Origin of the sequence: Sphingomonas antarctica (genome assembly GCF_965137005.1) — a bacterium.
Classification (GTDB): Bacteria; Pseudomonadota; Alphaproteobacteria; order Sphingomonadales; family Sphingomonadaceae; genus Sphingomonas_O; species Sphingomonas_O antarctica.
The window spans coordinates 148,058-161,077 of sequence record NZ_CBCRXM010000005.1 but is presented as its reverse complement, the minus strand read 5'-3'; the positions used below and the strand labels follow the sequence as shown (position 1 = coordinate 161,077).

At 63.5% G+C, this 13,020-nt stretch carries 13 protein-coding genes; 7 read left to right on the top strand and 6 right to left on the bottom strand.

Annotated elements, in window-relative coordinates:
* Positions 1-16: 16 nt before the first annotated feature.
* Positions 17-691, bottom strand: a complete 675-nt coding sequence (locus ACM9ME_RS07755) for a hypothetical protein (protein ID WP_415642880.1) — start codon at positions 689-691, stop codon at positions 17-19.
* Between the two features lie 116 nt (positions 692-807).
* On the opposite strand from ACM9ME_RS07755, the gene ACM9ME_RS07750 reads away from it, so the two are divergent.
* Genes ACM9ME_RS07750 through ACM9ME_RS07720 form a run of 7 tightly spaced genes read left to right on the top strand, consistent with a single transcriptional unit; the run spans position 808 to position 9,350 of the window.
* Positions 808-3,330, top strand: coding sequence for a TonB-dependent receptor (locus tag ACM9ME_RS07750; RefSeq protein WP_415642879.1), 2,523 nt, complete (start codon positions 808-810; stop codon positions 3,328-3,330).
* Positions 3,330-4,037, top strand: a complete 708-nt coding sequence (locus ACM9ME_RS07745; RefSeq protein ID WP_415642878.1) for a DUF3108 domain-containing protein — start codon at positions 3,330-3,332, stop codon at positions 4,035-4,037. The genes ACM9ME_RS07750 and ACM9ME_RS07745 overlap by 1 nt, the downstream gene beginning before the upstream one ends.
* Positions 4,034-5,266, top strand: a complete 1,233-nt coding sequence (locus tag ACM9ME_RS07740) for an MFS transporter (protein ID WP_415642877.1) — start codon at positions 4,034-4,036, stop codon at positions 5,264-5,266. The genes ACM9ME_RS07745 and ACM9ME_RS07740 overlap by 4 nt, the downstream gene beginning before the upstream one ends.
* Complete coding sequence (locus tag ACM9ME_RS07735; RefSeq protein ID WP_415642876.1) at positions 5,250-6,776, top strand: FAD-binding oxidoreductase; 1,527 nt, start codon at positions 5,250-5,252, stop codon at positions 6,774-6,776. Before ACM9ME_RS07740 ends, ACM9ME_RS07735 begins: the two co-directional genes overlap by 17 nt.
* Positions 6,773-7,804, top strand: coding sequence for a nitrilase-related carbon-nitrogen hydrolase (locus ACM9ME_RS07730; protein ID WP_415642875.1), 1,032 nt, complete (start codon positions 6,773-6,775; stop codon positions 7,802-7,804). Before ACM9ME_RS07735 ends, ACM9ME_RS07730 begins: the two co-directional genes overlap by 4 nt.
* Positions 7,801-8,994, top strand: coding sequence for a class I SAM-dependent methyltransferase (locus tag ACM9ME_RS07725; protein ID WP_415642874.1), 1,194 nt, complete (start codon positions 7,801-7,803; stop codon positions 8,992-8,994). The genes ACM9ME_RS07730 and ACM9ME_RS07725 overlap by 4 nt, the downstream gene beginning before the upstream one ends.
* A complete protein-coding gene (locus ACM9ME_RS07720) occupies positions 8,991-9,350 on the top strand; it encodes a hypothetical protein (protein ID WP_415642873.1) in 360 nt (119 codons plus the stop codon). Before ACM9ME_RS07725 ends, ACM9ME_RS07720 begins: the two co-directional genes overlap by 4 nt.
* Position 9,351: 1 nt before the next feature.
* Here ACM9ME_RS07720 and ACM9ME_RS07715 read toward each other — a convergent pair whose 3' ends face one another.
* From ACM9ME_RS07715 to ACM9ME_RS07695, 5 genes are read right to left on the bottom strand one after another with little or no spacing between them, the layout of a single operon-like run.
* Positions 9,352-9,891, bottom strand: coding sequence for a VOC family protein (locus ACM9ME_RS07715; protein ID WP_415642872.1), 540 nt, complete (start codon positions 9,889-9,891; stop codon positions 9,352-9,354).
* Positions 9,891-10,334, bottom strand: a complete 444-nt coding sequence (locus tag ACM9ME_RS07710; RefSeq protein ID WP_415642871.1) for a hypothetical protein — start codon at positions 10,332-10,334, stop codon at positions 9,891-9,893. The genes ACM9ME_RS07715 and ACM9ME_RS07710 overlap by 1 nt, the downstream gene beginning before the upstream one ends.
* The gene (locus tag ACM9ME_RS07705) at positions 10,331-11,743 is read right to left on the bottom strand and encodes an aldehyde dehydrogenase family protein (protein WP_415642870.1); all 1,413 of its coding nucleotides are present in this window, start codon (positions 11,741-11,743) and stop codon (positions 10,331-10,333) included. The genes ACM9ME_RS07710 and ACM9ME_RS07705 overlap by 4 nt, the downstream gene beginning before the upstream one ends.
* Positions 11,740-12,654, bottom strand: a complete 915-nt coding sequence (locus tag ACM9ME_RS07700) for a polysaccharide deacetylase family protein (protein ID WP_415642869.1) — start codon at positions 12,652-12,654, stop codon at positions 11,740-11,742. The genes ACM9ME_RS07705 and ACM9ME_RS07700 overlap by 4 nt, the downstream gene beginning before the upstream one ends.
* Complete coding sequence (locus ACM9ME_RS07695) at positions 12,651-13,013, bottom strand: hypothetical protein (RefSeq protein ID WP_415642868.1); 363 nt, start codon at positions 13,011-13,013, stop codon at positions 12,651-12,653. Before ACM9ME_RS07695 ends, ACM9ME_RS07700 begins: the two co-directional genes overlap by 4 nt.
* Between the last annotated feature and the right edge of the window lie 7 nt (positions 13,014-13,020).

Genomic DNA, 13,020 nt, shown 5'->3' with positions numbered 1-13,020 from the left:
GGACAAATTATCCGCGTCAAGCTGGTTTGACGAGGCCTATCCAACTGGCGACTATTAGCAGGGCATAGACGCACCATACCCAGATGCGGGTCCGGTTCATCACGCGCAACAATGGAATCTCAATCTCGTCACAGGATCCTTGGGCAATCAGGCGGCCGAGCAATGGCCCGACGGGCTTGAACGCGACATCGATCATGATTGCCGCGGCGAAGATCAGGCCGAACAGGATCGCTTTCCACGCCAGCCATCCAACGGCGATCGGACCTCCGGTCGCAAGACTGGTAAGTCCGACGCCCAGATAACCGGCGAGGATGACTAGCTTTAGCGGCAGTTCGATTCGCCGGTTGCGCGCGGCGCGCGGCGTGCCGTCATGCGCGTGCGCGTCCCAGATCAGCCACAGCCACAAAGCGGCGATCGCATAGGCCGCCACAACGACTGGCAGCGGCACCTCCCACCATCCCCCTACCCGCGCGACGCTGAGCGAGACCGGCACCATCAGCGCCCATGCGGTGCGCGGTGTCATGTCGACCAGCACCAGCAATTTGAGCAGCGCCAGCCGTTGGTCGAGCGAATAGACGTGGCGCTTGCGAAAATGCTGGCCGAGCACGAACACCCCGACATCTGCGCCAAGCCACAGCACGAAGAGCAGCAGGTGCAGATAGACCAGGCTGGGATAGGCATAAGCGGTCATTTTTTGCGCTCCGCTGACATGGGCTTGACAGGTCAGCCCACACATGAAAATTTGTCCGGACAAATCATAAAAAGACTTCGCGGGCAAGGGCGGCACCGAACAGGGAGTACGCGATAATGAACAGGGTTGACTGGCTATGCGGCGCGGCACTGGCGCTGGCAATTTCGGCTCCGGCTCAGGCGCAGGATACGGCGAGCAGTACGTCCGCCGACGAGACGCGGCCGGGCGATGGCGTCACCGACATCGTCGTGACGGCGCAACGCCGTGCGGAGCGCATCCAGGATGTGCCGATCGCGATCTCCGCGTTCTCCGCCGACCAGCTACGCACCCAAGGTATTTCGAACACGCTGCAGATCGGCCAGTTCGTCCCCAATCTCGTCGCGCAGAACAATACCGGCATCGGCTCGGCCAATGCCTACTTCCTGCGCGGTCTTGGTTCGACCGAGACGATTGCGACCTTCGATCCGCCGGTCGGCACCTATGTCGACGACATTTACCTCTCGCGCCAGAATGCCAACAACCTGTCGCTGTTCGACGTCGAGCGGGTCGAGGTTCTGCGCGGGCCGCAGGGCACTTTGTTCGGGCGCAACACCACTGGTGGCGCGATCAACGTGATCATGGCCAAGCCCGGCGACGAGGTGAAGGGTTTCGCCGAACTGGGTTATGGCCGCTACAGCAAAGTCGCCGGACGCGCGTCGATCGATCTGCCGATTGCGCCGGGCTTTGCGATTAAGGTATCGGGCTATGGTCAGCATGATCGTGGCTATGCCAAGAACGTCACCACCGGCGAGCGGCTCAACGACGATAACGGCTGGGGCGCACGGGTCGGCATTCGCGGCGACCTGTCACCCGATGTTCACTGGAATGCCGCATACATGCATGTCGTCAGCGAAGGCGACAATATCCTGAACTTCGATTGCAATCCAAAGAATCCGACAGACTGCGATGGACGCTTCGTCACCACCGGATTGCGCAAGGCGAAAGGGCTCAACCAGTTTGCGCCGGTCGTGGTTACGGGACGCAAGGCAAATTACGGCCTCGGCCAACGAGCGGCGAGCGACATCATCACATCAAACCTGTCGATCGGCATTGCGGACAAGACCACGCTGTCGCTGATCACCGGATATGTCAGCCTGGTCCAGCAATTCGCCTATGACTTTTTCGACGGACGCGGCGGGCCATCGATCACCACGCCGTTCCCAACGGTGCAGGGTTATGCCCGTGGCGGGTTTACGATCGCCAATGACGGTCATCACGACCAGTTCACGCAGGAGGTGAAGCTGAACGGATCGGTCGGTCCGTTCGATTACGTTGCCGGCGGCTATTATCTCGATGAGCGCAACAAGACCGACTTGGCCGATTTGTTCAGCATCTCTCCGGCGACGACGTTGCTGCTCGGCGATCGCTTGGTCCGCAACAAGACCCGGGCGTTGGCGGGTTACGCCCAAGTCGATTGGAACATCACCGACCAGTTCAAGGTGACGGCGGGCGTTCGTTACACCGACGAAAAGAAGACGCTGAAGCTCAGCGACAATCGCGCGTCGTGTAACGACGGTACGCTGGAGGCGACATGCCTCGACAATTCGACGCTGATCGTCCCCGCCAACGGGACGACGGTGCTGACGCCGCAAATCATCCCGACGGTTCAGCGCGCCAAATTGTGGACGCCGCGCTTCGCCATCAATTACAAGCCCGACCGCGATATCCTGCTATTCGCCAGTGCGACGCGCGGGTTCAAATCGGGCGGCTGGAACGCGCGTGCGACCGCGCCGAGCCAGTTCCTGCCATTCGATCCGGAAAAAGTGTGGAGCTACGAAGTCGGCGTCAAATCCGAATTCTTCAATCACCGCGTCCGCGCGAACCTGACCGCGTTCCGGCTGGATGTCAGCGACCTGCAGATCCTTGCGGGCCTGCTCAATCCGACGACCGGCGCGCTGACTTTCCTGACGCGCAATTTCGCCAACTACCGCAACACCGGGCTGGAGGCGGAGTTCACTGTCGTCCCAACGCAGGGATTAAACCTCTACGCCAATGTCGGCTATCAGGATGACAAGTATCGCGTGCCCACCGGGCGCCCGGCCTATGACAAATACGGCATCCGCTCAGTCGAAGGGCAGCTCGCCGATTGCCGCGCGGCGCTGGCGGCGGGCAAAGTCGCAACAGGCCCGAACACGCCCGCGACGCAACCGTCGATCACGGCTTGCGCGGCAGGCATCGTTACCGCAGACGGACAAATCGCGACACCGGTACGAACGCCGAAAATCAGCCTCGCCATCGGCGGCAGCTACGAGGCCAAACTCGGCAATTACAGCCTCGTGCCCTCGATCAACGGCTCGTACCATTCGAAACAGGAAGTCGCGATCGCCAACTTGTCGCTGTACAATGGGGCGGTGACCGGAACCAACGGGACGTTTCCCGCCAACCCCAATGGCAACGGCGCGTTCATCACCGGCTCGCAATCCGACGCCGCGTGGCTGGTCAATGCCGGGCTGACGCTCAACGGACCCGAAAAACGCTGGGCGTTGTCGGTCGAATGCACCAATTGCCTGAGCGAAAGCTTCATCCAGTCGGCGCTGTCGAACTACAGCTATCTCAACCAGCCAATGATGTGGATGGTCCGCGGACGCATCAACTTCTGATGCCGTTCACCTCCATCCCCCGCATGCGCGGGCGCGTCGAGTACAAGGCCCGCGCCGACGGGCGGGTGTGGGGTTTCGAGGATTGGTCGATCACGCGCGGGGCCGACGGTCTCCGCGTGTTCCAGGCGCATTGCGAGATGAGGTTCGGGGACGATGATGTCGTCCGCGACAACATCCTGTCGGTGCATCCCGATTTCCACCCGCACGACGCCTTCGTGCGCATCATGAACAAGGGCGCGGTGACCGGCAGCGGCTGGTTCCGCTTCACCGACACGGAAGCCGAGTGCGAAAGCTGGAGCGTCGATAGCGGGCGGATCAGCCAGCGTTTCCCGATCACGCGCCCGACGCGCGGGTTCGGGGTCCATGCCGTGCAGGGCGACGGCTGGCTGGGTGCAACATTTCCGTACGACAAAGGGCCGGGGCATACCCAATTCTTCGGTCGCAATTTGATCCATTCGCTGCATCATTTCGGCGCGACCGGCCCGTTCATCCACACCAGCGGGTCGGGCCTCAGCTATGTCGGCGACGAGACGATTACGGTGCCCGCAGGCACATTCGACTGTTACCGCATCCGCTTTGTCGGATTGACGAACAATCACCCCGAATATGACATGTGGCTGACGCGCGACGGCGAATTCATCTACGTTCGGGGTGAGGTGAGCGGCTATATGGATTCGGTGCTCGAACTGGCGGAGTTTCAGCGGTGAGCGAATTTCGCCGGGGTTGGAAACCGCTGACCGCGGCGCTGATCGGCACCGCTTGTGGCGCGTCGCCGATCCCGTTTAACGTGCTGCCGCTTGTACTGGGTCCGGTCCATGCTGAATTCGGCTGGGACTTCGCACAGGCCGCGGCGGGCGTCACGATCTTCGGGCTGATCGCCAGCTTCCTGGCGCCGGTGTTCGGCGGGATGGCCGACCGGTATGGCGTGCGGCGCGTTGCGATCGGCTCGACGATCGCATTTGCCATCGCTTTTGCTGCGTTCTGGTTCATGCCTCCCTCGCTGGGCGGCTGGTATATTTTATGGGCGGTGCTCGGCCTGGTCGGAATCGGCTCGACGCCCGTCACGTGGAGCCGCGCGGTCAGCATGTGGTTCCAGAAGAACCGCGGGCTGGCGCTGGGTCTGATGCTGATCGGCACCAGCATCTCGGCCATGATCGTGCCGCAGGTCGTGACGCGGGCGATCTCGGCTTACGGAAATTGGCGCATCGCCTTCCCGGTCGCTGCCTTATTCCCGCTGTTGATCGCTCTGCCCGTCGCCTTGCTATGGTTCTGCGAGCCGCGTCCCGATGAGCGACCAGCAGGGGTTGCCGACGCGAGCGGCGCGCTCGTCGGGCTGACCCTGCGCCAGGCCGCCGGTGGACGACATTTCTGGATCCTGTTCGCGTCGATCCTGATCATCGCCACCGCTTATGGCGGCGCGCATATCCACATGGCGCAGATCGTCGCCTTGCACGGCTTCAGCCCGCAGGCGGCGGCGAGTACGTTGGGCGTGGTCGCTTTGGGCATCCTCACCGGGCGGCTGGTCGTCGGACTGTTGTTCGACCGCTTCTGGGCGCCCGGCGTGGCGTTCCCCGTAATGCTGATGCCAGCGCTGGCCTGTTATTTGCTGAGCGGTACGGGCAGCAGCCTTGGCATCGTCATGACCGGCGGGTTCCTGCTCGGACTGGCGGCGGGGACGGAAAGCGACGTCATCGCCTTCATGGCCGCGCGCTATTTCGGTATGGCGCATTACGGGCGCATCTACGGCATGTTGTATATGCCGTTCGGGATCGGCAGCGCGATTTCGCCGATCATCTATGGTGTGGTGCGCGACCGGACCGGCAGTTACGACGCGATCCTGTTTGCGGCGGTGTTCATGTTTATTGCGGGCGGCGCGCTGCTGCTGGCTTTGGGTCGCTATCCGCCGTCGGAGGACTTGCATGGCGAGCGCGCTTGACGACCTGCCGCCCGCGTCGCTGATCCGCGACGACGCCGAGCGCGATTTTTACGCGCAGGACGTTTTCACGCAAGGGCCGCGCCCGGCGGCGGTGTTGCGGCCCGCCAATATCGATGAACTGAGCGCAGGCCTGAAAGCCGCGGCGCAAGACGGCTTGACGATCATCCCGCGCGGCGGCGGGATGAGCTACACCTCGGGCTATGTCGCGAGCGACGCGGGCGCGCTGATCGTCGATCTCGGCCGCATGGACCGCATCCTGTCGATCGATGAGACCGATATGACGGTGACGGTCGAGGCCGGCTGCAGCTGGGGAGCCCTGTACGAGGCGTTGCATCCCAAGGGGTTGCGCACGCCGTTATGGGGGACGCTTTCGGGCATCAAGGCCAGCGTCGGCGGCGGGATGAGCCAGAACGGGCTGTTCTGGGGTGCCGGGCGCGGCACGATCGCCGGCAGCGCGTTGAGCTTCGACATGGTGTTGGCCGATGGCGCGGTGATCCGCACGGGCAACGGCTTCCTGCGCCCCTATGGCCCCGACCTCACCGGCCTGTTTGCCAGCGATGCGGGCGCATTCGGCATCAAGGCGCACATCACCTTGCCGTTGATCCGCGAGGCCGAAGCCCTGGCTTATGGCAGCTTCGCGTTCGACGCCCCTGCCGCCTTTGCCGCTGCGGCCAGCGAAGTCGCAAGGCAGGAACTGGCGACCGAAAGTTTCGGCTTCGACCCGTTCCTCCAGGCACAGCGCATGAAGCGCGACAGCCTTGCCGCCGATGCCGGAGCTTTGGTCAAGATGATGAAGGCGCAGGGCGGCTTCTGGCGCGCGGTCAAAGAGGGCGCAAAAGTCGTCGCCGCCGGGCGCTCGTTCCTCGACGATGCCGCCTTTTCGATGCACTTCGTCGCCGAAGGGCTGACCCAGACCGAAGCCGATGAACGGATGCGGCGCATCGCCGGGATTTGTGCGGCCCAAGGCGGCCGTCCCGTCGAAAACACCATCCCCAAGATACTTCGCGCCAATCCGTTCCCGCCGGTCAATTCGATGCTCGGCCCCAATGGTGAGCGCTGGGTGCCCATCCACGGCATCGTCCGTCATTCCAAGGCGCTGTCGACGATTGACGCGATCACCGCATTGTTCGAAGCCAATCACAGCGAGATGGAGCGGCTGGAGGTCGGCGCGGGCTATATGTTCCTGACGGTCGCGACGACGGCGTTCCTGATCGAACCGGTATTCTATTGGCCCGGTGCTTGGGGCGAGTTGCATCGCCGCAGCATCGAACCCGGGCACCTCGCCAAACTGACCGAGTTCGCCGACAATCCCGAGGCACGCGCGCTGGTCGAACGTTTGCGTGGCGCAATCATCGGCATTTTCGGGCAGCAAGGCGGGATGCATTTTCAGATCGGTCGCACCTATCCGCTCAAAGCCGGCCACGATCCGCGCGCGTGGACGATCCTCGAAGCGTTGAAAGCGGCACTCGATCCCGATGGCCGAATGAACCCGGGCGCGCTCGGGCTGTGACTTACGCTGCGGTCGCGATGCAGATGACCGCGCGGAGCGTTGCGCCGGGGGCGACGCGCGATACCCAGCGTGAGTCGATGCTGCGCCATCTGACCGATGTAACCGGGCAGATTCGCGGCGCGACGGCGTTCATCACCCAATATGGCGGCGCACCCGTGCGGCTCGCCGTTCTTCCCGAATATCTCTTCACATCCTATCCTATCCGCACCGGCATTAGTGCGTTCGCGGAAGTCGCCGCCTGGGACATGCGCGGCCCCGAGTATGACGCGCTGGGCAAGGCCGCGCAGGATTTGAACCTCTTCCTCGCCGGGAATGCGTATGAGCGCGATCCGCATTTCCCCGGATTATACTTCCAGACCTCGTTCATCGTTGCACCGTCGGGCGAAATCGTGCTGCGGTATCGCCGGATCAATTCGATGTTCGCGCCAACGCCGCACGATGTGTGGTCGAAATATCTCGACATTTACGGCCTCGACGGGGTGTTTCCGGTAGCGCGGACCGAAATCGGCAACCTCGCAGCAATCGCCTCCGAGGAAATTCTCTACCCCGAAATCGCGCGGGCCCATGCGTTGCGCGGTGCGGAGATCTTCGTGCACAGCTCGTCCGAGATTGGCGGGCCTCGACGCACGCACAAGATGATCGCGAAGCAAGCGCGCGCATTCGAAAACCTCGCTTATGTCGTCAGCGCCAACACTGCCGGGATTGATGGCTATGCCAGCGCCGATGGCAATTCGATGGTCGTGGATTGGAAAGGGCAGGTGCTGGCCGAAGCGGGCGCCGGCGAAACCTACACCGCCTTCGCCGATATCGACTTAGACGGGCTCCGCACCGCGCGGCGCAAACCCGGAATGACCAATTATCTGGCGCGCCAACGCACCGAGGTTTTCGCCGCCGCCTATGCCGCCGCGACGGTTCATCCCGCCGGGTCGCTGCTCGACGGCGATATTGCGCGCGTACCGGACCGCGCGCATTTTATCGAGACGCAGGAATCGATAATTTCCCGCCTCGCCAAGGAGGGCTTGATATGAGCGAAGACCCCGCCCCGCCTTACACGGCGGTTGAACGCCACGCGATGTTTCCGACGCCCAGCCATGATGAGGCGGCACGGTTCGATTTCTTGGCGAACTTCAATAAATATCTCAGCGGCACGATCGGTGCGGGAAATGCGCGCGCCTATGAAACCCGCGTCCTGCCGGCGATCGAGCGCGAACAGGGCCGCCTGCCCGCCGACCGCTTTGAAATTCGCCGTGCGATGAACAAGGACCCATGGCACCGTTTCTGGTCGGGCCTCAAACGCAATTCGATGGAGATGCGCCAGCAAAACGGGCGGCAGATGGTGCTGCGTCAGATCGACGCGCTCGATGCCAAGGCGTCGTCGTTCAACGCGAACAAGGCGACGCTCGAACTCGACCCGTCGGTCGACGTGCCGCGGTACCAGCGCGCGGTCGATATTCACTGCATGCCGGGCAGCTATCATGGCGAGGAACGCCCGGGCGATGTCTCGGCCGGGGCCAATTACGATAGCGGGCTGTTCGCTACCACGGCGGGCGGGCTGGGCGCGTTGAGCGACGGCGGCGGACAGGCTCTGGTCGACTGGATCAGGCGCGAACGCCCCGGCTGGAGTCCGCGCCGGATCCTCGATCTCGGCAGCACCATCGGCCATAACATCGTGCCGCTGGCGCTGGCCTTTCCCGATACCGAAGTGGTGGCGATCGACACCGCCGCGCCCTCCCTACGCTATGGCCATGCCCGCGCGCAGGCGCTGGGCGCAATCAACCTCCGCTTCGTGCAGATGAATGCGGAGGACATGGCGCGCTTCCCCGACGGGCATTTCGACTGGGTGCAGACGACGATGTACCTGCATGAATTGTCAGGCACCGCCTTGCCGCGCGTCATCCGCGAAGGGTTTCGGGTGCTGGCACCGGGTGGACTGATGCTGCACCTCGAACAGCCGCAATATTCGGACGCAATGCCGCTCTACGAACAGTTCATCCGCGATTGGGATGCTTTCAACAACAACGAGCCGTTCTGGTCGGCGATGCACGCGCTCGACCTCAAGGGGATCATGCACGATGCCGGTTTCGCCCGGGACAGCCTGTTTGTGACCGGCGTACGCGCCGTCGTCGATGAGAGCATATTTCCGCGCCAGGATGAGGGCGCCGAAGATCATGGCCGCGCGGCGGTATGGAACGCTTATGGGGCATGGAAGTCCGCATGAGCGATGACCTTGATTGGGTCGCCGCCTCGGTCAAGCGTGCCAAGGGCAAGCGGCCCGACTATTTCGACGATCCCGCGACCGATCGGCTGATGTCGATCGTGCTGGCGCTCGCCGCGGAGGTGTCGGTGCTTAGGCAGCGTCATGATACCGTCGAACGGCTGCTGGCGACCAACGGCACGCTCAGCCGTGACGACATCGAGGCCTATAGCCCCGACGCCGCAACGGCGCGCGAGCGCGGTTTGGAAACCCGCGCCTATATCGCCCGCATCATGCGCGGCGTGACGCAGGCGATGGACGCGATGGCGGTCGACGAAAAACCAGTCGAAGAGGTCAGTCGCGAACTGCGCGACCTCTAGCTCACTTCAGCAACTGGTTCATCTCTATCAGTATACCGTCGGGATCGAAGAAGTTGCAGCCCTTCACATGAATCGGCGGCGCGCCGTTGCGTCCGGGATATTCCTGCATCCGCGGCTGCGCGGTCATGGTCACGCCGGGGACCTTCGCCGCCGCGGCACAACGCCCTTCGACATCGTCGGTATTCATCACGATCACCGTTCCGCCGAACGTCATGCGTTTGGGATAATCGGCCGGCCCGTCGAGCGGCGTATCGACCCATTGCATCAGCCCGACCCAGCCGACGAACGGGTCATTCGAATTGAGCAGCACGAGCCGCGCCTTGGCACCCGGTTTGCCAGCGGGCAGCGCGACGCCCGAAGTCGTGACCACCGTGTCGTAATTGACCTTGAGGCCGACCACGTCTCGATACAGCTTTAGCGAGCGTTCCATGTCGCGCACGATTAACGTGACGCGCCGCACGTCGGTTGGCACACGCTCGGTTGGTTTGGTCACCCCGGGTGACGCAGTGGCGGCGGCCAGTCCGATCAGGAGGCTAAACATCAGGAGGTCCTCCATTCGTCACACAGGGTCCGGCGTACGGGCAATCCGTCCTGAAACCATTGCCAGGTCCGCGACCGGCTGTTGCCGTCCGCCGACAGCTCGATCATTTCGGTGAAATGCGCGTCGGGCACATCCTTGCGGTCGAGATGCAGCATGACGACGCCATGCATTTCCCAGCCAAAGCCCGAAAATCGGTCCGTGTCCCACCACAACAGACCGTCGCGATAGATGCCGGGGAACGACCGTTCCTCGGTTCGCCCATCGGCCCACGTCAGCCGGTTGTGCTGGATATAGGCATAAGGCCCGACGCGCGGGAACTCGCAGCGCGTCCACATACCGTGTTCATCGATCAGCGTGAAATCGCGATCGACATGACGGTACACGCCCTCCCACTCGCCTTCGTGGCGCAGCATTTCGGGCATGGCGTCGGCAAAACTGGTCATCGTGGGGCATCCTCGGCATAAGCGGCGATCGGCAGCGGACGGTCGGTCTGGCGAATGATCGCCTGCCGCCGGAAGAAGCGCAGGATGCCGCTGTCACCCATCCGGCTGGCACCGAGCCCCGACGTTCCAAAACTCGATTTCTCAGCCTCCCAAACAAAGGCGGTGAGCGACCCGTCGTTGATCGAGATGCCGCCGGCGCAAAGTCGTTCGCCGACCGCCTCGGCCTCCTCCGCCGTTCCCGCCAGCACTGCTGCAGACAGACCGAAGTCGCCGGAATTGGCCAGTTCAACCGCCTCGTCGATAGTACCGAACAGCGTCACCGGCACCACCGGCCCGAACGTTTCCTCGCGCATCAACGCCATGTCGGGCGTCACGCCGCTGACCACAGTCGGCCGCAAATACAGGCCACCGCCCAGCGTTTCGACACGCCCACCTGTGTGAATTGTTGCTCCTTGCGCCAGCGCGTCGTCCAGTTGCGCCTGGACGATCGTGGCCTGTTGTTCGAAGATGAATGGGCCGATGTCGCCTTGACCGATGTCCACATCATTAAGCCGCACCGCCGCCGCTTGCTCGGTCAACGCGGTCAGGAACGCTTCGGCAATCGCGCGCGCGACATAGACTCGCTCGATCGACTGGCACGCTTGACCCGAATTGACGATCGACGCGCGCAGCGCGACCTCAGCGGCGCGAACCGGATCGGCGCTGGCGAGGACGATCATCGCGTCCTTGCCGCCCAGTTCGAGGCTCGCCGGAATCATGGCGTGCGCCGCCGCCGCCGCGACCTTGCGCCCCGTCGTTACGCTGCCGGTAAAGGCGATATAGTTGACCAGCGGAACCAACGCTTCGCCGGTTTTGCCGTCCCCCTCGATCACCGCCAACGGCAGTTCGGCGGGGATCGCCGCGATCAACGGAGCGATGAACCGCGGGGTCACCTCGCTCGGCTTGACGATCACCGCACATCCCGCAGCCAGCGCGGGGATCGCGTCGATCAGCGCCAGCGTCAGCGGGAAATTCCACGGACTGATCACCCCGACCAACGGATAGGGGATCAACCGCGTGCGGGCCGTGATGCCGGGCACACTGGTCGCCGCCGCGGCGGGATACGCGCCGGTCACGACACCCTCCGCGCGCCCGGCCCAGCGGCGGATGGCGGCGATGCTCGCGGTGACTTCGATCCGACTGATGGCACGGCGCCCGGTATCGATTTCGAGTGCTCCCGCGATAGCCGTTGCCTGCGCCTCGATTGCTGATGCAAATGCCTCGAGCACACCGGCGCGCTGTTGAAACGGCAGTGCTGCCCAAGCGCGCTGCCGTCCGCGCAAGTCCTGTTCGACAGCGCGCAGCGCACCATCGCCGAGCGGCGCGATCTCGTAATCCAGCGCCCCGGTGCGCGGGTTGCGCACCTTCATTGCTGCGCCTCCCACGCGTCGACGACCTCCGCGCCCGTCGCGAACCAGGCACCCTTTGCTTTCAGATCGGCGAGCAGCGTTTCGAGCGCGCCGATGCGGTACGGCAGGCCCATGATGTATGGCGTCACATGCAGTGGCAGCATCCGTCCACCGCGCTCACGCGCCGCCTCGCCGTTCAACCAGTCGAACGCGTCATTGATCGACTGCGCATAACTGTCTGCCGATTGCTGCTGCGTGGCGACGATCTGGCGGTCGCTCAATTCGTGATTGAGCGGCAGGTCGATCAGGCCGTTGGTGAAGCGATAGGGCAGCTCGTCATTGACCCAGTCGCACGTGTAATCGACGCCCGCTTCGCAAAGCAGGCGCGGCGTGTTCCAGCTTTCGCTGCGCGCGATCGACAGCCAGCCCCGCGGGCGTTTGCCGCCGATGCGTTCAAGGGTGTCGAGCGACGTTGCGATCAGAGCGCATTCGTCCGCTTCCGGCATCCCGCTGGCGATGGTGCCGTTCATGTCGGTCGAATGCGCGATGATCTCGTGACCACCGGCCACAATGTCGGCGATGATTTGTGGGTAACGCTCGGCAATCGCGCTGTTGCAAGCGATGCTCGCGCGGATACCCGCCTTCGCGAATGCATCGAGCAACCGGTAAAAGCCGATCCGCGTGCCGTATTCGCGCGCAGTGTAATGGCGGTAGTCGGGATAGGGCGTCTGCATATGCCCCGGTGCCCGGAACGGCGTGTCGACGGGTGTCAGCGGGAAATATTCCAGACTGACGCACAGCCATACCGCCACCGCCGCGCCGCCAGGCCAATACACCGGCGCGCGGTCTTTGAGCGCCGACCAAGGATAAAGGTCGTGATCATAGCCTTCGCGCCGGCGTGGATAGTCGAGATAGGCGGCGTCGAGCGTCATCCGCGCGCCTTGGCCCACAGCGCAAAGACCAGCAGCCAGCCGACGCCCCACAGAATCATCGCCGCGCCCATCTGCGTCATATTGGACAGGCCTGCGTAGAGGTGCGGCGCCCAGGCGATGGCGATCCCGTCGAACAGCGCTGCCGCCGCCGTGCCGATCGCAACGATTTCGACGGCCAGCAGCTTTGGAGCGCGCGCGATGGCCAGTGCCAACGGCACACTTGCCCAGCTCAATGGAATGACGGCCGCATAGACCGCCATCTGCTGCCACCCTCGATCGAACAATTGCGGGAAAAAGTGGACGAACTGCGCCGCCAAAAACCAAAAGACGATCCCGAAGATGATCGTGCGACTTGCCATTGCGCGC

Coding starts and splice junctions, on each gene's coding strand:
- ACM9ME_RS07755 (WP_415642880.1), bottom strand. CDS start 691: ATGACCGCTTATGCCTATCCCAGCCTGGTCTATCTGCACCTGCTGCTC.
- ACM9ME_RS07750 (WP_415642879.1), top strand. CDS start 808: ATGAACAGGGTTGACTGGCTATGCGGCGCGGCACTGGCGCTGGCAATT.
- ACM9ME_RS07745 (WP_415642878.1), top strand. CDS start 3,330: ATGCCGTTCACCTCCATCCCCCGCATGCGCGGGCGCGTCGAGTACAAG.
- ACM9ME_RS07735 (WP_415642876.1), top strand. CDS start 5,250: ATGGCGAGCGCGCTTGACGACCTGCCGCCCGCGTCGCTGATCCGCGAC.
- ACM9ME_RS07725 (WP_415642874.1), top strand. CDS start 7,801: ATGAGCGAAGACCCCGCCCCGCCTTACACGGCGGTTGAACGCCACGCG.
- ACM9ME_RS07720 (WP_415642873.1), top strand. CDS start 8,991: ATGAGCGATGACCTTGATTGGGTCGCCGCCTCGGTCAAGCGTGCCAAG.
- ACM9ME_RS07715 (WP_415642872.1), bottom strand. CDS start 9,891: ATGTTTAGCCTCCTGATCGGACTGGCCGCCGCCACTGCGTCACCCGGG.
- ACM9ME_RS07710 (WP_415642871.1), bottom strand. CDS start 10,334: ATGACCAGTTTTGCCGACGCCATGCCCGAAATGCTGCGCCACGAAGGC.
- ACM9ME_RS07705 (WP_415642870.1), bottom strand. CDS start 11,743: ATGAAGGTGCGCAACCCGCGCACCGGGGCGCTGGATTACGAGATCGCG.
- ACM9ME_RS07700 (WP_415642869.1), bottom strand. CDS start 12,654: ATGACGCTCGACGCCGCCTATCTCGACTATCCACGCCGGCGCGAAGGC.
- ACM9ME_RS07695 (WP_415642868.1), bottom strand. CDS start 13,013: ATGGCAAGTCGCACGATCATCTTCGGGATCGTCTTTTGGTTTTTGGCG.